Source organism: Azospirillum himalayense (assembly GCF_042657465.1).
Lineage (GTDB): Bacteria > Pseudomonadota > Alphaproteobacteria > Azospirillales > Azospirillaceae > Azospirillum > Azospirillum himalayense.
This window is the reverse complement of sequence record NZ_JBHSLC010000045.1, coordinates 79,121-99,445: the sequence shown is the minus strand read 5'-3', so window position 1 is coordinate 99,445 and position 20,325 is coordinate 79,121. Positions and strand designations below refer to the sequence as shown.

The 20,325-nt window shown below is 69.5% G+C and carries 18 protein-coding genes and 1 tRNA gene; 17 read left to right on the top strand and 2 right to left on the bottom strand.

Features of this window, described 5'->3' with window-relative positions:
* Positions 1–113: 113 nt before the first annotated feature.
* Positions 114–1,103 (bottom strand): complex I NDUFA9 subunit family protein, encoded by a 990-nt coding sequence (locus ACFPMG_RS21090; protein WP_376997159.1) that lies wholly within the window; start codon positions 1,101–1,103, stop codon positions 114–116.
* A 227-nt stretch (positions 1,104–1,330) separates the two neighbouring features.
* Here ACFPMG_RS21090 and ACFPMG_RS21085 point away from each other — a divergent pair.
* The 10 genes from ACFPMG_RS21085 to ACFPMG_RS21040 all read left to right on the top strand — a co-directional run bounded on the left by ACFPMG_RS21085 (position 1,331) and on the right by ACFPMG_RS21040 (position 9,414).
* A tRNA-Leu gene (locus tag ACFPMG_RS21085) sits at positions 1,331–1,417 on the top strand.
* Positions 1,418–1,540: 123 nt separating this feature from the next.
* Positions 1,541–2,167: a ribonuclease D gene (locus ACFPMG_RS21080; protein ID WP_376997158.1), complete on the top strand. Its 627-nt coding sequence runs from the start codon at positions 1,541–1,543 to the stop codon at positions 2,165–2,167.
* A gap of 213 nt (positions 2,168–2,380) precedes the next feature.
* Positions 2,381–3,397: a KpsF/GutQ family sugar-phosphate isomerase gene (locus ACFPMG_RS21075; RefSeq protein WP_376997157.1), complete on the top strand. Its 1,017-nt coding sequence runs from the start codon at positions 2,381–2,383 to the stop codon at positions 3,395–3,397.
* Positions 3,398–3,423: 26 nt separating this feature from the next.
* Entirely contained in the window at positions 3,424–4,161 is a 738-nt protein-coding gene (gene lptC, locus ACFPMG_RS21070; protein WP_376997156.1) for an LPS export ABC transporter periplasmic protein LptC, read from the top strand.
* A complete protein-coding gene (locus ACFPMG_RS21065) occupies positions 4,158–5,096 on the top strand; it encodes an LptA/OstA family protein (RefSeq protein WP_376997155.1) in 939 nt (312 codons plus the stop codon). Before lptC ends, ACFPMG_RS21065 begins: the two co-directional genes overlap by 4 nt.
* Before the next feature lie 18 nt (positions 5,097–5,114).
* The gene (gene lptB, locus ACFPMG_RS21060) at positions 5,115–5,939 is read left to right on the top strand and encodes an LPS export ABC transporter ATP-binding protein (protein WP_376997154.1); all 825 of its coding nucleotides are present in this window, start codon (positions 5,115–5,117) and stop codon (positions 5,937–5,939) included.
* A 16-nt stretch (positions 5,940–5,955) separates the two neighbouring features.
* Complete coding sequence (rpoN, locus tag ACFPMG_RS21055; RefSeq protein WP_376997153.1) at positions 5,956–7,530, top strand: RNA polymerase factor sigma-54; 1,575 nt, start codon at positions 5,956–5,958, stop codon at positions 7,528–7,530.
* Between the two features lie 123 nt (positions 7,531–7,653).
* Positions 7,654–8,250: a ribosome hibernation-promoting factor, HPF/YfiA family gene (hpf, locus tag ACFPMG_RS21050; protein ID WP_376997152.1), complete on the top strand. Its 597-nt coding sequence runs from the start codon at positions 7,654–7,656 to the stop codon at positions 8,248–8,250.
* A gap of 34 nt (positions 8,251–8,284) precedes the next feature.
* Positions 8,285–8,743: a PTS IIA-like nitrogen regulatory protein PtsN gene (gene ptsN / locus ACFPMG_RS21045; protein ID WP_376997151.1), complete on the top strand. Its 459-nt coding sequence runs from the start codon at positions 8,285–8,287 to the stop codon at positions 8,741–8,743.
* A 107-nt stretch (positions 8,744–8,850) separates the two neighbouring features.
* Entirely contained in the window at positions 8,851–9,414 is a 564-nt protein-coding gene (locus ACFPMG_RS21040) for a Uma2 family endonuclease (RefSeq protein WP_376997150.1), read from the top strand.
* 54 nt (positions 9,415–9,468) lie between these two features.
* On the opposite strand, the gene ubiG is transcribed toward ACFPMG_RS21040, so the two are convergent.
* Entirely contained in the window at positions 9,469–10,230 is a 762-nt protein-coding gene (ubiG, locus tag ACFPMG_RS21035) for a bifunctional 2-polyprenyl-6-hydroxyphenol methylase/3-demethylubiquinol 3-O-methyltransferase UbiG (RefSeq protein WP_376997149.1), read from the bottom strand.
* Positions 10,231–10,386: 156 nt separating this feature from the next.
* On the opposite strand from ubiG, the gene ACFPMG_RS21030 reads away from it, so the two are divergent.
* From ACFPMG_RS21030 to prfA, 7 genes are all read left to right on the top strand, one after another.
* Positions 10,387–11,622 (top strand): aspartate kinase, encoded by a 1,236-nt coding sequence (locus ACFPMG_RS21030; RefSeq protein ID WP_040133868.1) that lies wholly within the window; start codon positions 10,387–10,389, stop codon positions 11,620–11,622.
* A 25-nt stretch (positions 11,623–11,647) separates the two neighbouring features.
* Entirely contained in the window at positions 11,648–12,751 is a 1,104-nt protein-coding gene (locus tag ACFPMG_RS21025) for an NAD(P)H-dependent flavin oxidoreductase (protein WP_376997148.1), read from the top strand.
* Between the two features lies 1 nt (position 12,752).
* Positions 12,753–15,053 carry a phosphoenolpyruvate--protein phosphotransferase gene (ptsP, locus tag ACFPMG_RS21020; RefSeq protein ID WP_376997147.1) on the top strand — a complete coding sequence of 767 codons (2,301 nt, stop codon included), beginning with the start codon at positions 12,753–12,755 and terminating at the stop codon, positions 15,051–15,053.
* Positions 15,054–15,257: 204 nt separating this feature from the next.
* A complete protein-coding gene (locus tag ACFPMG_RS21015) occupies positions 15,258–16,574 on the top strand; it encodes a helix-turn-helix domain-containing protein (RefSeq protein WP_376997146.1) in 1,317 nt (438 codons plus the stop codon).
* A 117-nt stretch (positions 16,575–16,691) separates the two neighbouring features.
* The gene (gene ispG / locus ACFPMG_RS21010; RefSeq protein WP_137141598.1) at positions 16,692–17,828 is read left to right on the top strand and encodes a flavodoxin-dependent (E)-4-hydroxy-3-methylbut-2-enyl-diphosphate synthase; all 1,137 of its coding nucleotides are present in this window, start codon (positions 16,692–16,694) and stop codon (positions 17,826–17,828) included.
* Positions 17,829–17,943: 115 nt separating this feature from the next.
* Positions 17,944–19,269 (top strand): glutamyl-tRNA reductase, encoded by a 1,326-nt coding sequence (hemA, locus tag ACFPMG_RS21005; protein ID WP_376997145.1) that lies wholly within the window; start codon positions 17,944–17,946, stop codon positions 19,267–19,269.
* The gene (prfA, locus tag ACFPMG_RS21000) at positions 19,244–20,317 is read left to right on the top strand and encodes a peptide chain release factor 1 (protein ID WP_200480031.1); all 1,074 of its coding nucleotides are present in this window, start codon (positions 19,244–19,246) and stop codon (positions 20,315–20,317) included. The genes hemA and prfA overlap by 26 nt, the downstream gene beginning before the upstream one ends.
* The last annotated feature ends 8 nt before the right edge of the window (positions 20,318–20,325 follow it).

The window sequence follows — 20,325 nt, the reverse complement described above, 5'->3', positions numbered from 1 at the left end:
GAATCAAGGCCGCGCGCCGCAGGGCACCCTTGCGCGGGGTCGCAAGAACCGAAAACGGCGAAAGCCCCGGCGGCGGGCCGGGGCTTTCGTTTCGATGGTGCGGAACCGAGGACTCAGTGTGCGCCGGAATGGTTGCCGGCGTCGCGCGGCATCGTGTTGGAGCGGCCGCCGACGATGAAGCGCGACAGGTAGGTCGGCAGGACCACCTCGCAGCTCGACAGATTGGTGATGCCCAGCTCCTTGAAGCCCGGCGCGCCGGGAGCGGCGACGTTGTCGGTCCTCAGCATCTCCACCTGATCGCGGGTCAGCGGCGGGGCGACGATCGGCGGCACCTTCTCCAGCAGGCCGCCCAGCGTCTCCGCCACGTTCCAAGGAACCGGGACGAGGAAGCGCTTGCGGCGGATCTCCCGCAGCATGAGCTGCATCAGCTCCTTGACGCTGTAGACGCGCGGACCACCCAGCTCGAAGGTCCGGCCGGTCGCCGAGTCCAGCGTCGCCGCGGCGGCGATGGCATCGGCCAGATCGCCGACATAGACCGGCTGGAACTTCGTCGCCCCGCCGATCAGCGGCAGCGCCGGGGAGACCTGCGCCATGGCGGCGAACTTGTTGAAGAAGCCGTCCTCCGGCCCGAAGACGATGCTCGGGCGGATGATGGTGGCGCCGGGGAAGGCCTGCGCCACCGCCTGTTCGCCCGCCGCCTTGGACTTCGCGTAGGCCGAGGCGGACCTGGCGTCGGCGCCGATGGCCGAGACATGGACGAGGCGGCGCACGCCGCTGGCCTTGGCGATTCGGGCGATGCGCGCCGGGGCGTCGACATGCACGGTCTGGAAGGTCCAGGCCCCGCGCTCGTACAGCGTGCCGATCAGGTTGATGACGGTGTCCGCGCCCTGGATGGCCCGCGCGACGGACTGGTCGTCCTTCACGTCGGCGGCCATCGGCACGATCTGTCCGACCGAGCCGGCGGTCTTCAGGAAATTGGCCTTGTTCGGATGGCGCGACACCACGCGCACGATGGCGCCGGTCTTGGCGAGGCGGCGAATGAGATGGCGGCCGACGAATCCCGAACCGCCGAACACCGTGACCACTTCAGAGCGATAGGACATCGACCTTCTCCCGTGCCGTTGGGCCCGCAAATTCTTCCCTCCGGGCCGCCCGCCGACGGGGCGAAGCGACCGGATCGGGGGTTGCTTATATAGAAACCTCCCTGGGGAGGCTAGGGCCTGACGCGCCGCCCGCCGCCCATTTCGCGCCCGGCAGGGCTTTCGGCGCGAAAGTGAAAAAAGCTGTTGACGGGTCTCCGCCGGACGGCTACATAAGCGGCCCACACCGAGCCCAGGTGGCGGAATTGGTAGACGCGCAGGTTTCAGGTACCTGTGGCAGAAATGTCGTGGAAGTTCGAGTCTTCTCCTGGGCACCATATCTACCCGGCTGCGCCGCATGCTACGGACCTCCCCCAGCGGGATGGACAGGTAGCAGAGCGGCGTTCGTCGTTTCTGGGGTCCGTGGCCGGGGGCCATCCTATTGAGCGGGAAGCCACCCAATGCCCATCGACCTCCATGACGGCGACCTGCCGGACGGTCTCGACCTGAAGTCCTTCGCCCGCGGCGGCGCGGTCGCCATCGACACCGAGACCATGGGGCTGAACCCCCACCGCGACCGGCTGTGCCTGGTCCAGCTTTCCCCCGGCGACGGCACGGTGCATCTGGTCCAGTTCCGCAAGGGCCAGTACGAGGCGCCGAACCTGAAGCGCCTGCTCGCCGACCCCGACGTCACCAAGCTGTTCCATTTCGCCCGCTTCGACGTGGCGGTGATGCGGGCCTATCTCGGCGTCGCCTGTCAGCCGGTCTATTGCACCAAGGTCGCGTCCAAGCTGGTCCGCACCTTCACCGACAAGCACGGGCTGAAGGATCTGGTGAAGGACCTGCTGGGGGTGGAACTGTCCAAGCAGCAGCAGTCCTCCGACTGGGGTGCGGCGGAACTGACCCCGGAGCAGATGAAATACGCCGCCTCCGACGTGCTGCACCTGCACGATCTCAAGGAAAAGCTGGACGTGATGCTGGCGCGCGAGGGGCGGACCCATCTCGCCAAGGCCTGCTTCGACTTCCTGCCGGCCCGCGGCGAGCTGGATCTCGGCGGCTGGGAGCAGCCGGACATTCTGTCGCATTAAGGCTGTCACATTAAGGCTGTCGCGCCGGCGACCGACGCCGTGAGGAACGGCCCGGTGGAATAGGCCGGGCCGTCCGGACGTTGATTTGACCGGACGCGCGCGGGTGGGCATACTGCCCGCGCGACGGCTGGCCCGTTGTCGCGGATACGCGCGTCGCCAGTCGGAGTACCCATTTTCGGCCCCGTGGGCCAACCAGAAGAGGCAAGCACCGCCTTGACGAGCCTGACAGCATCCAGCCTGGCATCCAGCCTGATCGATCGCCCGGCCGACGCTGCGGCCGATCGCGACATCGCGAGCGCCCGGCGCGTCCTGCGGATGGAGGCCGACGCCCTGACCGCGCTGGCGGACGGGCTGGACGGCGCCTTCGTGCGCGCTCTGGACCGGCTGGCCGGAATCGCGGGGCGTGTCGTCGTCTCCGGCATGGGCAAGTCCGGCCATGTGGCGCGCAAGATCGCCGCGACCCTTGCTTCCACCGGCACGCCGGCCTTCTTCGTCCATCCCGGCGAGGCGAGCCACGGCGACCTCGGCATGATCGCCCGGCAGGACGCGGTCATCGCCCTGTCCAATTCCGGCGAGACGCACGAACTGTCGGACATCGTCGCCTACACCCGCCGCTTCGACATCCCGCTGATCGGCATCACCCGGCGCGCCGGCTCCTCCCTGGCCGAGCAGGCCGACGTCGCGCTGGTGCTGCCGCCGGCGCCGGAGGCCTGTCCGCTGGGGCTGGCCCCGACCACGTCGAGCACGATGATGCTGGCGCTGGGCGATGCGCTGGCGGTGGCGCTGCTGGAACGGCGCGGCTTCACGGCGGCGGATTTCAAGCAGTTCCATCCTGGTGGACAGCTCGGCCGGGCCCTGTTGAAGGTGACCGACGTGATGCACAAGGGCGAGGATATGCCCCTGTGCGCCTTGGATACGCCGCTTTCCACCGTCATATTCGAGATGACCGCCAAGCGTCTGGGCTGCGTCGGCGTGGTCGACGCCACGGGCGCGCTGGCCGGGGTCATCACGGACGGCGACCTCCGCCGCCACCTGACGCCGGAGTTGTGGGCGGAGCGCGCCGACAGCATCATGTCGCCGCGGCCCAAGACGATCCGGCCCAAGGCGCTGGTCGAGGAGGCGCTGCGGGAAATGAACGCGAAACAGATCACCAGCCTGTTCGTGGTGGAGGCGGACCGGCCGCTCGGTGTTGTGCACATTCACGATTGCCTGCGCGCCGGGGCGGCGTGACAGGCAACCGGAGGACGGTTGGCGACATGGACAGCGACCTGAAGGATCGGACGGTGAAGACAGAGGAGCGGCGCGCCGATGCGCCTTCCCTCGCCGCGCGGCTCGTGGCGATGCCGGAGGCGACGTCCGACGGCGAGGCGGGCAAGCGCGTCCACCAGCGCCGGAAGACTCGGCCGGTCAGCCGGGTCTACAGCCGATTCGTTACAGGAATGAAGTTCGCGCTTCCGGCGCTGGCGCTGGCGGGGATGGCGCTGATCGCCGTCTGGCCTTCGCTGACCGAACTGCCGACCCTGCGCATCTCCGCCGACAAGGGGCAGCTTGAGATGATCAAGCCGCGCTACATCGCGGTGGACGAGGCCAACCAGCCCTTCTCTCTGGTGGCGGCCAAGGCCGACCGGATCGCCGATCAGCCCGACATCGTCCTGCTCGACCAGCCGGAGGCCGAGATGACCCAGACCGACGGCACCTGGGTGACCATCCGCTCCGACAAGGGCTGGTACAATCAGGTCACCGGCATCCTGAAGATGCGGGGCCATGTCCGCGTCATGCGCGACGACGGCAACGAATTCACCACCGAGGAAGCGGAATCCGATATCCGCAAAGGCACCGCCTGGGGCGATGTCCATGTCGTGGGCCAGGGGCCGCAGGGCGTCATCAACGCCGAAGGCTTCCGCCTGTCCGACCGTGGCAAGACGATGGTGTTCCTGAACCAGTCCAAGGCCGACGTCCAGGCCGCCGAAAGCCCGGGAGGAAAGACGCGTTGAGTTCAGCCACCCTTGCGGCCCCGCTGATGGCCGCGTTCCTTCTGCTGTCGGGGACCGCCGTCCCGGCGGCGGCCCAGGGGCTGCCCGGCCTCGGCGGCGGCCCCAACCCGGTCGAGGTCAACGCCGATCAGGCCATCGAATGGCACCAGGACGTGCGCGCCTATGTGGCGCGCGGCAACGCCTCGGCCAAGCGCACCGACAGCACCGTCTACGCCGACGTGCTGACCGCCTACTACCGCGAGGTGCCCGGCAAGGGGAACGAGGTGTTCCAGCTTCTCGCCGAAGGCAACGTGCGCATCGTCAGCCCGACGCAGGAGGTCTTCGGCGAGCGCGGCGTCTACGACGTGGACAAGCAGGTGGCGGTGGTCACCGGGCGCAATCTCAAGCTGGTCACCCGCACCGACATCGTGACGGCGCGCGACACGCTGGAATATTACGAGGCGAAGAACCTGACGGTGGCCCGCGGCGACGCCGTGGCCGTGCGCATCGCCAACGGCGACCGGCTGCGCGCCGACATCCTGATCGGCCAGCTCAAGAAGATGCCGGACGGCTCGACCCAGATGGAGCGCATCGACGGCGCCGGCAGCGTGGTGGTGACCACCGCGACCGACGTCGCTCTGTCGGACAAGCTGGTCTATTCGGTGACCGACGAGACCGCGGTGCTGCTGGGCAACGTCAAGATCACCCGCAACGACAACCAGCTCAACGGCGAAGCCGCCGAGATGAACATGAAGACCAAGGTCAACCGGGTGATTGCCGGTCCCGCCACCGGCGGGCGGGTGATGGGCCTTCTGATCCCCGGCCAGGAGCCAAGCGCGCCGGGTGGCGCCGCTCCCACCGGCCGGCCCACCGCGCAGACGGGCGCCAAGCCCACCGCCCAATCGGGCGGCACGCCCGCGGTGAAATCGGGCGGTACGTCCGCCGCGAAGCCCTGACGACCCGGCAGCGAATCAATGGCCATGGATATCGAAGACCGGGGCCTCGGCGGCCCGACCCTTTCCGCCCCGAACGCGTCGGGTCACCCGGCGGGCCAACCCGCGGCCGACGCGCGCCCGACCGAAGGGCTGGTGGCCATGCATCTCGGCAAGGCCTACAAGAAGCGCCCGGTCGTCCGCGACGTGACCGTGACGGTCCAGCGCGGCGAGGCGGTCGGCCTGCTCGGCCCCAACGGGGCGGGCAAGACGACCTGCTTCTACATGATCACCGGGCTGATCGCCGCCGACTCCGGCACCATCCTGCTCGACGGGCAGGACATCACGGCGTTGCCCATGTACCGTCGGGCGCGGCTGGGCATCGGCTATCTGCCACAGGAGGCGTCGATCTTCCGCGGCATGTCCGTTGAGAACAACATCCGCTCCGTGCTGGAGGTGGTGGAGCCCAACCGCGACACGCGCGAGCAGATGCTGGACGAGCTGCTGGCGGAGTTCTCGATCACCCACCTGCGCCGCGCCCCGGCGCTGGCGTTGTCGGGCGGCGAGCGGCGGCGCGTGGAGATCGCCCGCGCCCTGGCCTCCCAGCCGCACTTCATCCTGCTCGACGAGCCGCTGGCCGGCATCGACCCGATCGCGGTGAACGACATCCGCGAGTTGGTCAGCCACCTGCGCGACCGCGGCATCGGCGTGCTCATCACCGACCACAACGTGCGTGAAACGCTCGACCTCGTCGATCGGGCATACATCTTGCACGATGGTGTGGTACTAATGGAGGGAGAGCCGGCCGAGATCGTGGCGCACGAGGATGTGCGCCGGGTCTACCTCGGCGACCGGTTCAGCCTCTAGTGCGGTTTCCCTGCCCATGGCGCTCAGCCAACGCCTCGATCTTCGTCAGACCCAGTCCCTGGTGATGACTCCGCAGTTGCAGCAGGCCATCAAGCTGCTGCAGCTGTCGAACATCGAACTGTCGGACTTCGTGGATCGCGAGATCGAGCAGAACCCCCTGCTGGAGCGCGACGGCGGTCCCGGCGAGGGCGGCGGCGAGGCCGGGGGCGACGGGGCCGGTGACGGCGGGGGCGAGCCCGGCGCGGTGGACCTCGCCGCTCCGGAGGAGCGCCAGCCGCCGATGACCGACGGGCGCACCCGCGACACGGTGGAGATGACGGCGTCGGAAACCATGGGGTCGGCGTCCGACGCGCCGCTCGACACCGACTTCGAGAATGTCTATTCCGACGACCGTTTCTCCGACGGAACGGATGGGGCCAGCGACGTCTACGGCTCCTGGCAGGAACGCGGCGGGCGCGGCGGCTTCGAGGACGACGAGTCCAACCTGGAAGCCACGCTGACCGGCCAGAAGAGCCTGCGCGACCATCTGACCGAACAGTTGAAGATCGACCTGCCGGACCTCGGCGACCAGCTCATCGGACTGGCGCTGATCGACATGCTGGACGAGGCCGGCTGGATCACCGGGCTGGAGGTCGAGAGCCTCGCGGGGCAGCTCGGCTGCGCGCCGGAGCGGGTGGAGCGGGTGCTCGCCGCCTGCCAGCGCTTCGACCCGCCGGGCATCTTCGCGCGGTCGCTGAAGGAATGCCTGGCGATCCAGCTGCGCGAGAAGAACCGCTTCGACCCGGCGATAGCGGCCCTGCTCGACCATCTGGAGCTGCTGGCGGCGCGCAACCTGCCGGCGCTGATGAAGGTCTGCGGCGTGGACGCCGAGGACATCGCCGACATGGTGGCGGAGATCCGCAAGCTGAACCCCAAGCCGGCGCTCAGCTTCGACCACACGCCCGCCCAGCTCGTCACCCCGGACATCCTGATGCGCGCCAATCCCGGCGGCTGGCTGATCGACCTGAACCCGGACACATTGCCGCGGGTCCTGGTCAATCACCGCTACTTTGCGCGCATCTCCGGCACCGCCCGCAACAAGGCGGACAAGGAATACATCACCGAGCGCTTCCAATCGGCCAACTGGCTGGTCAAGTCGCTGCACCAGCGCGCCACCACGATCCTGAAGGTGGCCAGCGAGATCATTCGGCAGCAGGACGCCTTTTTCATCCACGGCGTCTCGCATTTGAAGCCGCTGATCCTGCGCGATATCGCCGAGGCGATCGGGATGCACGAGAGCACGGTCAGCCGGGTCACAACCAATAAGTTTATGGCGACGCCGCGCGGCGTGTTCGAGTTGAAGTATTTCTTCACCTCCGCCATCCAGGGAGCGGATGGCCAGGCGGCCCACTCGGCGGAAGCCGTGCGCTACCGCATCAAGGCGATGATCGACGCCGAGAAGCCCGACGACGTGCTGTCGGACGATAAAATCGTCGAAATCCTTCGTGGTGAAGGGATCGACATTGCGCGCCGGACGGTCGCGAAGTATCGTGAAGCGATGCGCATTCCGTCATCGGTGCAGCGACGCCGTGCCAAGATGTCACGCATGTAACCGGGCCGGGAGGGGGTCGTCCTTGATTGACAGCCCGTACCGCCGTCACTATGGTCCCCGTCCGCACGTGGCGGCCTTCCGTCGTCCTATGTCTATCGCGGACCAGATTGGAAACATCCCAAAATGCAACTGACCGTCAAAGGCAAGCAGCTTGACGTTGGCGACGCTCTGCGCAGCCATGTCGCGGACAGCCTGAACAGCATCGTCGGCAAGTATTTCAACAAGCCGATCGAGGCCAACGTCGTCCTGACGCGCGAAGCGCATCTGTTCAAGGCCGACATCCAGGTTCATGTCGGTCGTGGGATCGTCCTTCAGAGCGCGTCAGACGCCACCGAGCCGTACCCCGCCTTCGACACCGCGTGCGAGAAGCTGGCCAAGCGCCTGCGCCGCTACAAGCGCCGCCTGCGCGACCATCACAGCGTCGAAGCCCCCGCGCAGGAAGCCTTCCCGGCCCGCTACCAGATCCTGGAAGCGGAGAAGGACGAGGCCCATGTGGAGAGCGACGAGGCCGCCGCCGAAGAGGCGCAGCCCATGGTGATCGCCGAAATGGAAACCACCATCGCGACCCTGGCGGTCAGCGAGGCGGTGATGCGCATGGAACTCGCCGACGCTCCGGCCCTCATGTTCCGCAACGGCGCCCATGGCCGCCTGAACCTGGTCTACCGCCGCGCCGATGGCAACATCGGTTGGGTGGACCCGGCGGAGAAGGCCGGCGCCTGAGTCCGGTCTCTGTTCCAACCACACCCATAGCGTCATGCTCGATCTCATCACGCCGCACGCCATTCTCCCGAACCTAAAGGCCGGCAGCAAAAAGCAGGCCCTGCAGGACATGGCGCGCAAGGCGTCCGAGCTGACCGGCCAGCACGAACGGGCGATCTTCGACGTCCTTCTGGAGCGCGAGCGGTTGGGCACCACCGGCGTGGGGCATGGCATCGCCATCCCCCACGGCAAGCTGCCCAACCTCGACCGTGTCCACGGCGTCTTTGCCCGGCTGGAGCGGCCCATCGACTTCGATGCGATCGATGAGCAGCCGGTCGATCTGATTTTCCTGCTGTTGGCTCCGGATCATGCCGGCGCCGACCATTTGAAGGCGCTGGCCCGTGTGTCGCGCCTGCTGCGTGACCAATCGATGTGCGAGAAGCTGCGCGGTTCGGACTCGGCGGACGCGATCTACGCGCTGCTGACCCAGCACGAAGCCAGCCACGCGGCGTAAGACGCGTTTCCTGCGGACATGAAGAACGGGAGGGCCGGCGGCTCTCCTGCTTTCACGTCCTTCCATCCCATGTTCCGTCTTTCGGGCCGATGGCGGACCGTCCCGGGGTGCGCTACACTGCACGGATGCCGAACGCGCTCCGCAAGCTGTGGATTTCGCCACAGGATTACCTCGCCGCCGAGCGGCTGTCCGAGGTGCGCCACGAGTATGTGGACGGCGAGGTGTTCGCCATGGTCGGCGCCAGCCGACGGCACGCCGACATCGTCGCCAACATCGGCTTGGCGATCCGCGCGGCGGCGCGCCGCCGCGGCTGCGACGCCTATCTGAACGACGTTAAGGTGCGGGTGGAGCCGGCCAACGCCTTTTATTACCCGGACGTCGTGGCGACCTGTGCGCCAGGCGACGACGATCCCTATGTGGTGCACAGCCCGGTGCTGATCGTCGAGGTCCTGTCGGAGAGCACCGAAGCCGTGGACCGGCGGGAAAAGCGGGTCAACTACCAGAAGATTCCATCCCTGCGGGAAATCGTGCTGGTCGCCCAGGCGGAGCGGCGGGTGGAGATCTACCGGCGTCAGCCGGACGGCTGGGCCGCCGAAACGGTGACCGGTGGAGACCTCCTGCTGGAAAGTCTGGACTCCCTGATCAGCCTCGACGACCTGTACGCCGGCTGACCGCGCGTACGTTCGTACGTACGCGCGACCTGCCCTCCGCTTCTCAACGTACGTTCAGGCCCGCTCGGCCCAGCCCATGTAGTTCACGTCGAGATCGCGCGGGTTCAGCCGGAACTCGTCGGACAGCGGGTTGTAGGTGATGCCGGTCAGGTCGCGGATCGCCAGCCCCTCCGCGCGCACCGCGGCGGCCAGCTCGCCGGGGCGCAGGAACTGGCGCCAGTCGTGGGTGCCGCGGGGCAGCCAGCGCAGGATGTACTCCGCCCCGACGATGGCCAGCGCGAAGGACTTCGGCGTGCGGTTCAGCGTCGCCAGGAACAGCGCGCCGCCCGGCGCCATCAGCTCCGCGCAGGACTTCACGAACAGCGGCACGTCGGCGACATGCTCGATCACCTCCATCGCCAGCACGGCGTCGAAGCGCTCGCCACTGGCGGCCAGCGCCTCGGCGGTGGTGGCGCGGTAGTCGACGGGGGTGCCGGTCTCCGCGGCATGGGCGGCGGCGGTGCGGATGTTGCGCTCCGCCGCGTCCACGCCCACCACGGTGGCGCCCATGCGGGCGACGGGTTCGGACAGCAGACCGCCGCCGCAGCCGATGTCGACGATGCGCAGGCCCTTCAGCGGCTCCGCCGCCAGCGGGTCGCGGCCGAGGCGGCGGCACAGCGTGTCGCGGATGTAGGCGAGCCGCAGCGGGTTCAGCCGGTGCAGGGGCCGGAACTTGCCGGTGGGGTCCCACCATTCCGCGGCGATGGCCGAAAAGCGGGCGATGTCCTGGGGGTCGACAGTGCCTGCGGTGCCTGCGGTTCCGGCGGTCGCGGTCATGAAAGAAATCCCGTATGCTTGGATTGCGAGAACAATTGCGGGGCGAACTTGCCTCGCTGTGAGCGACAGAGTATGGATACGCCGCCCCGCGCCGGCAACGGTAGAGCGGGGGCGCGGACTGCCGGCTTTTTTGCCGGCCCAGACATGGTGTGAGGTATGGCGCGGATCGTCCTCAAGTTCGGCGGCACGTCGGTCGGCGACATCGACCGCATCAAGAACGTGGCCCGAAAGGTCGAGCAGGAAGTCAAGGCGGGGCATCAGGTCGCCGTCGTCGTGTCGGCGATGTCCGGCGTGACCAACCAGCTCGTGAAATACTGCAACGACATCGACAAGCTGCACGACGCGCGCGAGTACGACGCCATCGTCGCTTCGGGCGAGCAGGTGACCTCCGGTCTCCTCGCCATCGCGCTGCAGTCCCTCGGCATCCAGGCGCGGTCCTGGCTCGGCTGGCAGATTCCGATCTACAGCGACGAGACGCACGGCAAGGCGCGCATCGTGTCCATCGACACGGCGGAGCTGGACAAGCGGATGAACACCGGCGAGGTCGCCGTGGTCGCCGGCTTCCAGGGCGTGACCGAAAGCGGCCGCATCACCACGTTGGGCCGCGGCGGCTCCGACACCTCGGCGGTCGCCCTGGCGGCGGCGCTGAAGGCCGACCGCTGCGACATCTACACCGACGTGGACGGCGTCTACACCACCGACCCGCGCATCGTTACCAAGGCCCGCAAGCTCTCCAAGATCACCTACGAGGAGATGCTGGAGCTGGCGTCGCAGGGGGCGAAGGTCCTGCAGACCCGCTCGGTCGAGATGGCGATGAACCACCGCGTGCGCGTGCAGGTTCTGTCGAGCTTCGAGGAGGCCGCCGGCAGCGCGCTTCCCGGTACCCTTGTTGTTGACGAGGACGAGATCGTGGAAAAGGAAGTTGTGAGCGGCATCGCCTACAGCCGCGACGAGGCGAAGATCACCCTCATCGGCGTCGCCGACCGTCCGGGCGTGGCGGCCAGCATCTTCGGTCCGCTGACCGACGCCGCCGTCAATGTCGACATGATCGTCCAGAACGTGTCGGAAGACGGCAAGTCCACCGACATGACCTTCACGGTCGGCAAGGCCGACATTGCCCGCGCCGTCAAGGTGCTGGAGGACGCCCAGGCCGAACTGAACTACAAGCGCATCGTCTCCGACGCCAACGTGGTGAAGGTGTCGGTGATCGGCGTCGGCATGCGCAGCCACGCCGGCGTCGCGCAGCGCATGTTCAAGGCGCTGGCCGACAAGGGCATCAACATCCAGGTCATCTCCACCTCCGAGATCAAGATCTCCGTCCTGATCGCCGAGGAGTATGCGGAGCTGGCGCTGCGCGCGCTGCACACCGCCTACGGGCTGGACGCGGCCTGAGCCGGGTGAAGGGGGAGGGGCGGCGATGACCGACGCCAGGTCCGACTCCAGGTCCGACGTGGTCGCAGGCGCCCGACTCGACCGGCTGTGGGAGCGTGGCTGCGCCTTCCTCGGCACGCGCACCGCCATCATGGGCGGTGCGATGAGCTGGGTGTCGGAGCGCCACCTCGTCTCCGCCATCTCCAACGCCGGCGGCTTCGGCGTGCTGGCCTGCGGCTCGATGCCGCCGGACCTGCTGGCGGCGGAGATCGCCGCCACGCGGGGGCTGACCGCGAAGCCCTTCGGCGTCAACCTCATCAACATGCACCCGGACCTCGACCGTCTGATCGACGTCTGCCGGGAGCTGGCGGTGAGCCATGTGGTGATCGCCGGGGGCTTCCCCAGCGGCGCCACCATCAAGCGGATCAAGGACGGCGGCGCCAGCGCCATGGCCTTCGCCCCGACGCTGGTCAGCGGCCGGCGGATGGTCAAGCTCGGCATCGACGCCCTGGTGATCGAGGGCACGGAGGCTGGCGGCCACATCGGTCCCGTCTCCACCACCGTCCTGGCGCAGGAGATCCTGCCCGACCTGCGCGAGGTCCCGGTCTTCGTGGCCGGCGGCATCGGGCGCGGCGAGGCCATCCTGTCCTATCTGGAGCAGGGGGCGGCCGGCGTGCAGATCGGCACCCGCTTCGTCTGCGCCACCGAGTCCATCGCACACCCGCGCTTCAAGCAGGTCTTCATCAAGGCCTCGGCGCGCGACGCCCAGGCGTCGGTGCAGATCGATCCGCGTTTCCCGGTGATCCCGGTGCGGGCGCTCGCCAACGCCGGGTCGAAGCGCTTCATGGAGCTTCAGCGCGAGGTCATCGCCCGGGTGGACCGCGGCGAGACGACGCGCGACGCGGGCATCCTGGAGATCGAGCATTTCTGGGCCGGCGCGCTGCGCCGCGCGGTGATCGACGGCGACGTGGAAAGCGGCTCGCTGATGGCCGGGCAGAGCGTCGGGCTGGTCACGCGCGAGCAGCCGGTGGCCGAGATCATCGGCGACCTGATCGCCCAGGCCGAATCGGCGCTGGCCGCCCGCTGCCCGCAGACGGAAGCCGGCGACTTACCGGCCATCGGTCAATCGGCTATCCTGGGGGCGGCGTGAGATGAACGGCGTCGTGGGCGACATCCCCGCCGCTTCGCCGGGCTTCGACGGCGCCGCCTCGCGCCGCCTGCTGGCGCGGCTGCGCGACGTCATGGCGGGCTCCGGCTCCGGCCAGGAGCGGCTGGACAAGATCGTCACCCTGATCGGGATGGAGATGGGGGCGGACGTCTGCTCCTGCTACGTCATGCGGGCGGGCGAGGTGCTGGAGCTGTTCTCCACGCTCGGCCTGAACCAGGACGCCGTGCACAACACCCGCCTGCGCGTGGGCGAGGGCATCGTCGGCGACATCGCCGGCCACGCGCGGCCCATCGCGCTGGACAACGCGCCGTCGCACCCCAGCTTCGCCTACCGCCCGGAAACGGGGGAGGACCCGTTCCTGTCGCTGGCCGGCGTGCCGATCCTGCGCGGCGGCAAGGTTCGCGGCGTCCTGGTCATCCAACACAAGGACCGCCGCCGCTACACCGAGGTCGAGGTCGAGACGCTCCAGACCATCGCCATGGTGGTGGCCGAGCTGGTCGCCCAGGGCGAGCTGGTCAACCCGCAGGAGGTCGCCTCCACCGGCGATCCGGCGCTGCTGCCGGCCCGCCTGTCGGGCACCTCGCTGGCCAGCGGCCTGGCGATGGGGCTGGCGGTGATCCACCGCCCGCAGCTGACCATCCGCCAGATGGTGTCCGAGGACGCGGAGAGCGAGCTGGCGCGGCTGAACGCCGCCATCGCCACCATGCACAGCGCCATCGACGACCTGCTGAACGCGGCGGCGCTGGCGGGCTTGAGCGAGCCCAAGGACATCCTGGAAACCTACCGCATGTTCGCGGAGGACCGCGGGTGGCTGTCGCGCATCCGCGAGGCGATCCGCATGGGTCTGACGGCGGAAGGGGCCGTGCAGCAGGTGCAGAACGACACCCGCGCCCGCATGAGCCACCTGACAGACCCCTACATCCGCGAACGTCTGCTCGACCTGGAGGACCTGACCAACCGGCTGCTCCAGCACCTCGCCGGGCGCAAGTCGGAGGCCGACGGCGGCACGCTGCCGGAGGACATCGTCCTGGTCGCGCGCTCCATGGGGCCGGCGGAGCTTCTCGACTACGACCAGCGCCGCCTGCGCGGCGTGATCCTGGAGGAAGGCTCGCCGTCCAGCCACGTCTGCATCGTGGCCCGCGCGCTGAACATCCCGGTGGTGCAGGCGCCCGACGCGCTGAACCGGATCGAGCCGCTGGACCCGGTGATCGTCGACGGCGACCACGGGCAGGCCTTCGTCCGCCCGGCGGAGGACATCCAGATGGCCTTCGCGGAGGCCGTCGCCCTGCGCGCCCGCAAGGAGCAGATGTACGAGGCGATCCGCGCGCTGCCCTCGGTGACGCGGGACGGCGTGCCGATTTCCATCCAGCTCAATTGCGGCCTGCTGATCGACCTGCCGCACCTGAAGGCCAGCGGGGCGGAGGGGATCGGCCTCTACCGCACCGAAATCCCCTTCATGGTGCGCTCCACCTACCCGGACGTCCACGCGCAGACCGACCTCTATGCGCGCATCCTCGACCAGACCGACGACAAGCCGGTGGTCTTCCGCACGCTCGACGTCGGCGGCGACAAGATGCTGCCCTACATCGCGGCCAGCGAGGGGGAGGAGAACCCGGCGCTCGGCTGGCGGGCCATCCGCATCGGGCTGGACCACCCGTCGCTGCTGCGCCAGCAGCTGCGCGCCCTGCTGCGGGCGTCGGCTGGGCGTCCGCTGTCGGTGATGTTCCCGATGATCGCCGAGGTGGCGGAGTTCGACGCCGCCCGCCGCCTGCTCGACCTGGAAATCGCCCGGCTGGAAGGCCAGGGCGGCGAGCCGCCCAGCCGTGTGCGCGTCGGCACGATGATCGAGGTGCCGGCGCTGCTCTGGCAGTTGCCGGCCCTGCTGCCGCGGGTGGATTTCCTGTCGGTCGGCTCCAACGACCTGACCCAGTACATCTTCGCCAGCGACCGCGGCAACCCGCGCACCTCCGGCCGCTACGACCCGCTGTCGCCGGCCATGCTCAGCCTGCTGCGGCGGCTGGTCGAGGCCTGCGGCGACGCCAACGTCCCGGTCAGCATCTGCGGCGAGATGGCCGGCCGGCCGCTGGACGCCATGGCGCTGATCGGCATCGGCTTCCGCACCCTGTCGATGTCGCCGCCCTCGGTCGGGCCGGTGAAGACGATGCTGCGCTCGCTCGACGTGGCGGCGCTGCGCCAGTACATGAACGGGCTCTACCTGCGCGGCGACCACAGCCTGCGCGACAAGCTGCGCAGCTTCGCCAAGGACCACGGCGTCCTGATCTGAGCCCCGCCGGAGGCCGCGTCCTCCACCCCAGAGCCATATCCGGCGCCGTGCTGTGCCGCGGCGGCGTTTTGTTACAGCGGTTTGGACGAAGGGCGTATACAAGATGGCAGGATCACGGTCGTTCCCGGTTGCGCCGATCCCGCGGCTGGCGTACCCATGCCGGGGGTGCGACCATAAGTCATCCGAGGCGACGGTACGGTTGAGATGATGGGCAAGCGCAAGGTTTTCGGCTCTTACGACCCCGCGCAGGACGGACCGGCGCAGACCGGCCCCAGCGTGTCCGACACCCTGCGCGAGACGCGCGAGAGCCTCGGCTACGACCTGCGCGAGGTCGCGACGATGCTGCGCATCCGCTACCCCTATCTGCAGGCCATCGAGGCGGGCCGGTTCGAGGATTTGCCCGGCACCACCTACGCCGCCGGCTTCCTGCGCTCCTACGCGGAATGCCTGGGGCTCGACCCGGACACCATCCTCACCCGCTACAAGGACGAGGCGGCGGGCCGCACGCGCAGCCAGCAGCTCTATTTCCCGACCCCGGTGCCGGAAGGCCGCATCCCCGGCGGCACCGTCCTGCTCGGCACGATGGTGCTGGCGGGCATCGTCTATGGCGGCTGGTACTATCTGTCGGCGACCGACCGCTCGATGGTCGATCTGGTCCCGACCCTGCCCGACCGGCTGGTCTCGCTGCTCGACACGCTGCCCTTCAACGCCAGCCAGAATGGTGGCGGGCAAACCGCGCCGGTGCCGGTTCCCTCCGAAACGCCCGCCGCCCCGGCGTCCGTCCCGACCGTGATGGCGGAGGCTCCACCCGCACCGGCGGCTCCATCGGTGGCCACCGCACCTGCGGCTGGTGGAGCGTCCACGGCGGTGCCCGCCCCGTCAACGTCTGCTCCGATAACATCGGCTCCCGCCGCTCCGGCCCCGACCGCCCAGCCTCCCGCCTCTTCGGCTCCGGCGAAGCCCGCCCCGGCCCCTGCGGCGGTGGTCGCCCAGCCGGCTCCGGCCGCTCCCGCCAAGCCGAGCGCTCCCACGGCGGCTCCCGCTCCGGCCGCCGCCCCGTCGGCCATGGTGAACGTCCCGCCGCCCCCGGCCGAGGACGACGAGTCCGAAGGCGCCGCGCAGGAGCCGACCCCGCTCACCCCCGCCGCCCCGGTCATCGCCAGCCTGCCGCCCGCGGCTCCGGCGGCGCCTCCGCCCGCCGCGGACGGGGCGCTGCCGTCGAAGGTCTACGGCACGCAGAACGCGGCCTCGCGCATCCAGCTCCGCGCCACGCAGGACAGCTGGATCCAGGTGCGCGACAACAGCGGTGAGATCATCTTCACCCGCGTGCTGAAGCCGGGCGACGTCTACCGCGTGCCCGACCGCTCGGGCATCCGCGTGCGCACCGGCAACGCCGGCGGGCTGGTCGTCGTCACCGACGGGGTGGACGGAGCGCCGATGGGAGCGGTCGGGCAGGTGCTGCGCGACGTGTCGCTGGACCAGCACGCCCCGACGCTGCGCGGCGCCGCTCCTGCCCACTAGGACGGGCCATCGACGGCTTTTTCCCTTGAATCCGGCGCGGCGGACCGCACTTCAGGCGTGACGCCGGCTGCGCTATAAGACGCGCCGGACCCGATTCATGCCCCGAGGCCTCAGCCCATGAGCAGCGTGCGCGCCTACCGCCAGATCCTTCGCCGCAAGTCCCGCCAGATCCGGGTGGGCAACGTGCTCGTCGGCGGCGATGCGCCGATCTCGGTGCAGACGATGACCAACACGCCGACCGCGGACGTGGCGGCGACGGTGGCGCAGATCCAGGCGGCGGAGCGGGTGGGCGCCGACATCGTGCGCGTCTCCTGCCCCGACCAGGAATCGGCGCTGGCTCTGAAGCAGATCGTGCCGCAGGTCTCGGTGCCGATCGTCGCGGATATCCATTTCCACTACAAGCGCGCCATCGAGGCGGCGCAGAGCGGGGCGGCCTGCCTGCGCATCAACCCCGGCAACATCGGCTCGGCGGAGCGGGTGCGCGAGGTGGTGAAGGCGGCCAAGGACTACGGCTGCTCCATGCGCATCGGCGTCAACGCCGGCTCGCTGGAGCAGGATCTGCTGGAGAAGTACGGCGAGCCCTGCCCGGAGGCGCTGGTCGAGAGCGCGCTCAACCACGCCAAGATCCTGGAGGACCATGACTTCACCGAGTTCAAGATCTCGGTGAAGGCGTCCGACGTGTTCCTCGCCGTCGCCGCCTACCAGGGGCTGGCCGAGGCCTGCGACTACCCGCTGCACATCGGCATCACCGAGGCCGGCGGCCTGCGCGCCGGGACGGTGAAGTCGTCCATCGGGCTGGGCATGCTGCTGTGGTCGGGCATCGGCGACACCATCCGCGTGTCGCTGTCGGCCGAACCGGCGGAGGAGGTCCAGGTCGGCTATGAGATGCTGAAGTCGCTGGGCCTGCGGCGGCGTGGCGTCACGGTCATCTCCTGCCCGAGCTGCGCGCGGCAGAACTTCAACGTCATCAAGACGGTGGAGACGCTGGAGGCGCGGCTGGCCCACATCACCACGCCGCTGACCCTGTCGGTCATCGGCTGCGTGGTCAACGGCCCCGGCGAGGCGCGCGAGACCGACATCGGGCTGACCGGCGGCGGCAACAACACCCATCAGGTCTATCTGTCCGGCGTCACCGATCACCGGCTGAAGGACCAGAACATCGTCGACCACCTCGTCGGGTTGGTCGAGAAGAAGGCCGCTGAGATCGAGGCCGCAAAGGCCGCCGAGAAAGCGGCGGAGAAGGCCGCCGAGTGACGGAACCCGCGCGGGCGGACAATTTGAACTAGGGACGCTCCGTGCCATCCGTGCTTAAATCCGCGGCAACCGTACCATCCTTGTCGGCCGTGCCGCGGCCTGGGCCAGAGTCAGAGTGACCGCTTCCTACTTCGTCATCGGCGCCAGCCATCGGACCTGCTCCGGCGCGATCCGCGACCGTCTGACGACGGAGGAGGCGGAGGTGCCGGCGATGCTGGAGCGGCTGAGCGCCGCCGGCATCGCCCAGGCGATGTGGCTCAGCACCTGCGACCGGGTCGAGGTCCAGGCGGTGCACGAGCGCCCGAACGAGGCCGCGCTGACCATCGCCGGGATCATGGCGGAGCGGGTGGGGCTGGGCGAGCCCGACCTCGCCGGGCAGCTCTACACCCTGACCGGCGCGGCGGCGGTGCGCCACGTCTTCGCCGTCGCCTGCTCGCTCGACAGCCAGATCGTCGGCGAGCCGCACATCCTGGGCCAGGTCAAGGCCGCCCACCGCCACGCCGCCGCCGCCGGCCTGTCCGGGCCGGAGCTGGAAGGGCTTCTCCAGGCCGCCTACGGCGCCGCCAAGCGGGTGCGGCGCGAGACGCCGATCGCCGAAGGCGCCACCTCGCTGGTCGCCGCGGCGGTCCAGGTGGCGCGCGACCTGCACGGCGACCTGAGGCGCTGCACCGGCCTGCTGATGGGGCTGGGCGACATGGGTGCCCTGGTGCTGGAGGGGCTGCGCGAGGCGGGACTCGGCCGGCTGATCGTCGCCGCCCCGGTGGACCGCCGGGCCGAAGCGGCGGCGCGGCGGATGGACAGCCACTTCGCGCCCTGGGCCGATCTCGATTCGGCGCTGACCAGCGCGGATATCGTGGTGACCGCGGCGGGCCTGGGGCGCTATATCCTCTCCGCACCGCAGTTGGGGGCGGCGTTGAAGCGCCGCCGCCGGCGCCCGGTGTTCGTGGTGGACGCGGCGATCCCCGCCGACGTCGATCCGGACGTCGCCGGGCTGGACGAGGCCTTTGTCTACGACCTCGCCGACCTGGAGCGCGTGGCGCTGCAGGGGCGGGTGGGGCGCGAGGCGGCGACCCAGGCGGCCTGGGCCATCGTGGACGAGGCCCTGGCGGCCTTCGCCCGCCACCGGGCCGAGCGCGCCGCGGTGCCCGCCGTGGCGGCGCTGCGGACGCATTTCGAGACGGAGCGGCGGCGCCTGCTGGACGAGCAGCGGGGGCTGGACGCGGCGTCGGCGACGCGGCTGCTGGTCAACCGGCTGCTGCACGGCCCGTCGGAGGCGCTGCGCGCCATGGCGGCGGACCCGGACGGGGCCGGGCTGGCGGAGCGGGCGGCGGCGGAACGGCTGCTGTTCCGGCTGTTCCGGCTGGACGAGCCCGCCGGCAACGGCGCCGGAAGCGATTTGGATAAGGACGAGCGACGTGAGCCTGGACGAGAAGTTCAATAGGGTCGTGGCCCGCCATGACGAGCTGCGGGACGCGATGGCGGCGGGGACGGTGGACCCGGCGGACTTCGCCCGGCTGTCGAAGGAATACGCCGACCTGACCCCGGTGGCCGAGGCCATCGCCGAGTTGAAGAAGGCGAAGGCGGAGGCCGCCGACCTCGCCGGCATGATCGCCGACCCGGCGGGCGACGCCGAGATGAAGGCGCTGGCAGAGGAGGAGTTCGCCGAGCTTACCCGCGGCATCCCCGCCCTGGAGCGCCGGGTGCAGATTTCCCTGCTGCCCAAGGACGAGGCGGACGAGAAGAACGCCATCCTGGAGGTGCGCGCCGGCACCGGCGGCGACGAGGCGGCCCTGTTCGCGGCGGAGCTGTTCGAGATGTACCGCCGCTACGCCGGGCTCCAGGGCTGGCGGTTCGAGACGATGGAGGTCAGCGAGACCGGCATCGGCGGCTACAAGGAGGCCATCGCCAACATCACCGGCCGTAACGTCTTCGCCCGACTGAAGTTCGAATCGGGGGTCCACCGCGTGCAGCGCGTTCCGGCGACCGAGACGCAGGGGCGCATCCACACCTCCGCCGCCACCGTCGCGGTGCTGCCCGAGGCGGAGGAGGTGGACATCCACATCGACGAGAAGGACCTGCGCATCGACGTGTTCCGCTCCAGCGGTCCCGGCGGCCAGTCGGTGAACACGACGGACAGCGCGGTGCGCATCACCCACCTGCCGACCGGCCTCGTGGTCAGCCAGCAGGACGAGAAGAGCCAGCACAAGAACAAGGCCAAGGCCCTGAAGGTGCTGCGCGCCCGCCTCTATGAGCGGGAGCGCGCCGAGAAGGACAAGGCCCGCGCCGCCGACCGCAAGAGCCAGGTGGGCTCCGGCGACCGCTCGGAGCGCATCCGCACCTACAACTTCCCGCAAGGGCGGGTGACCGACCACCGCATCAACCTGACGCTCTACAAGATCGAGAAGGTGATGGCCGGCGAGGCCTTGGACGAGCTGATCGACGCGCTGACGGCCGAGGACGAGGCGGCGCGGCTGTCGGAGTTGCAATAGGGCGGGTT

Excerpts from the sequence above, each read along its gene's own strand:
- hpf (WP_376997152.1), top strand. The coding sequence starts at position 7,654 with ATGCAACTGACCGTCAAAGGCAAGCAGCTTGACGTTGGCGACGCTCTG.
- lptC (WP_376997156.1), top strand. The coding sequence starts at position 3,424 with ATGGACAGCGACCTGAAGGATCGGACGGTGAAGACAGAGGAGCGGCGC.
- ACFPMG_RS21030 (WP_040133868.1), top strand. The coding sequence starts at position 10,387 with ATGGCGCGGATCGTCCTCAAGTTCGGCGGCACGTCGGTCGGCGACATC.
- ptsN (WP_376997151.1), top strand. The coding sequence starts at position 8,285 with ATGCTCGATCTCATCACGCCGCACGCCATTCTCCCGAACCTAAAGGCC.
- ACFPMG_RS21025 (WP_376997148.1), top strand. The coding sequence starts at position 11,648 with ATGACCGACGCCAGGTCCGACTCCAGGTCCGACGTGGTCGCAGGCGCC.
- ptsP (WP_376997147.1), top strand. The coding sequence starts at position 12,753 with ATGAACGGCGTCGTGGGCGACATCCCCGCCGCTTCGCCGGGCTTCGAC.
- lptB (WP_376997154.1), top strand. The coding sequence starts at position 5,115 with ATGGCCATGGATATCGAAGACCGGGGCCTCGGCGGCCCGACCCTTTCC.
- ACFPMG_RS21080 (WP_376997158.1), top strand. The coding sequence starts at position 1,541 with ATGCCCATCGACCTCCATGACGGCGACCTGCCGGACGGTCTCGACCTG.
- ACFPMG_RS21090 (WP_376997159.1), bottom strand. The coding sequence starts at position 1,103 with ATGTCCTATCGCTCTGAAGTGGTCACGGTGTTCGGCGGTTCGGGATTC.
- rpoN (WP_376997153.1), top strand. The coding sequence starts at position 5,956 with ATGGCGCTCAGCCAACGCCTCGATCTTCGTCAGACCCAGTCCCTGGTG.
- ACFPMG_RS21015 (WP_376997146.1), top strand. The coding sequence starts at position 15,258 with ATGATGGGCAAGCGCAAGGTTTTCGGCTCTTACGACCCCGCGCAGGAC.
- ubiG (WP_376997149.1), bottom strand. The coding sequence starts at position 10,230 with ATGACCGCGACCGCCGGAACCGCAGGCACCGCAGGCACTGTCGACCCC.
- ispG (WP_137141598.1), top strand. The coding sequence starts at position 16,692 with ATGAGCAGCGTGCGCGCCTACCGCCAGATCCTTCGCCGCAAGTCCCGC.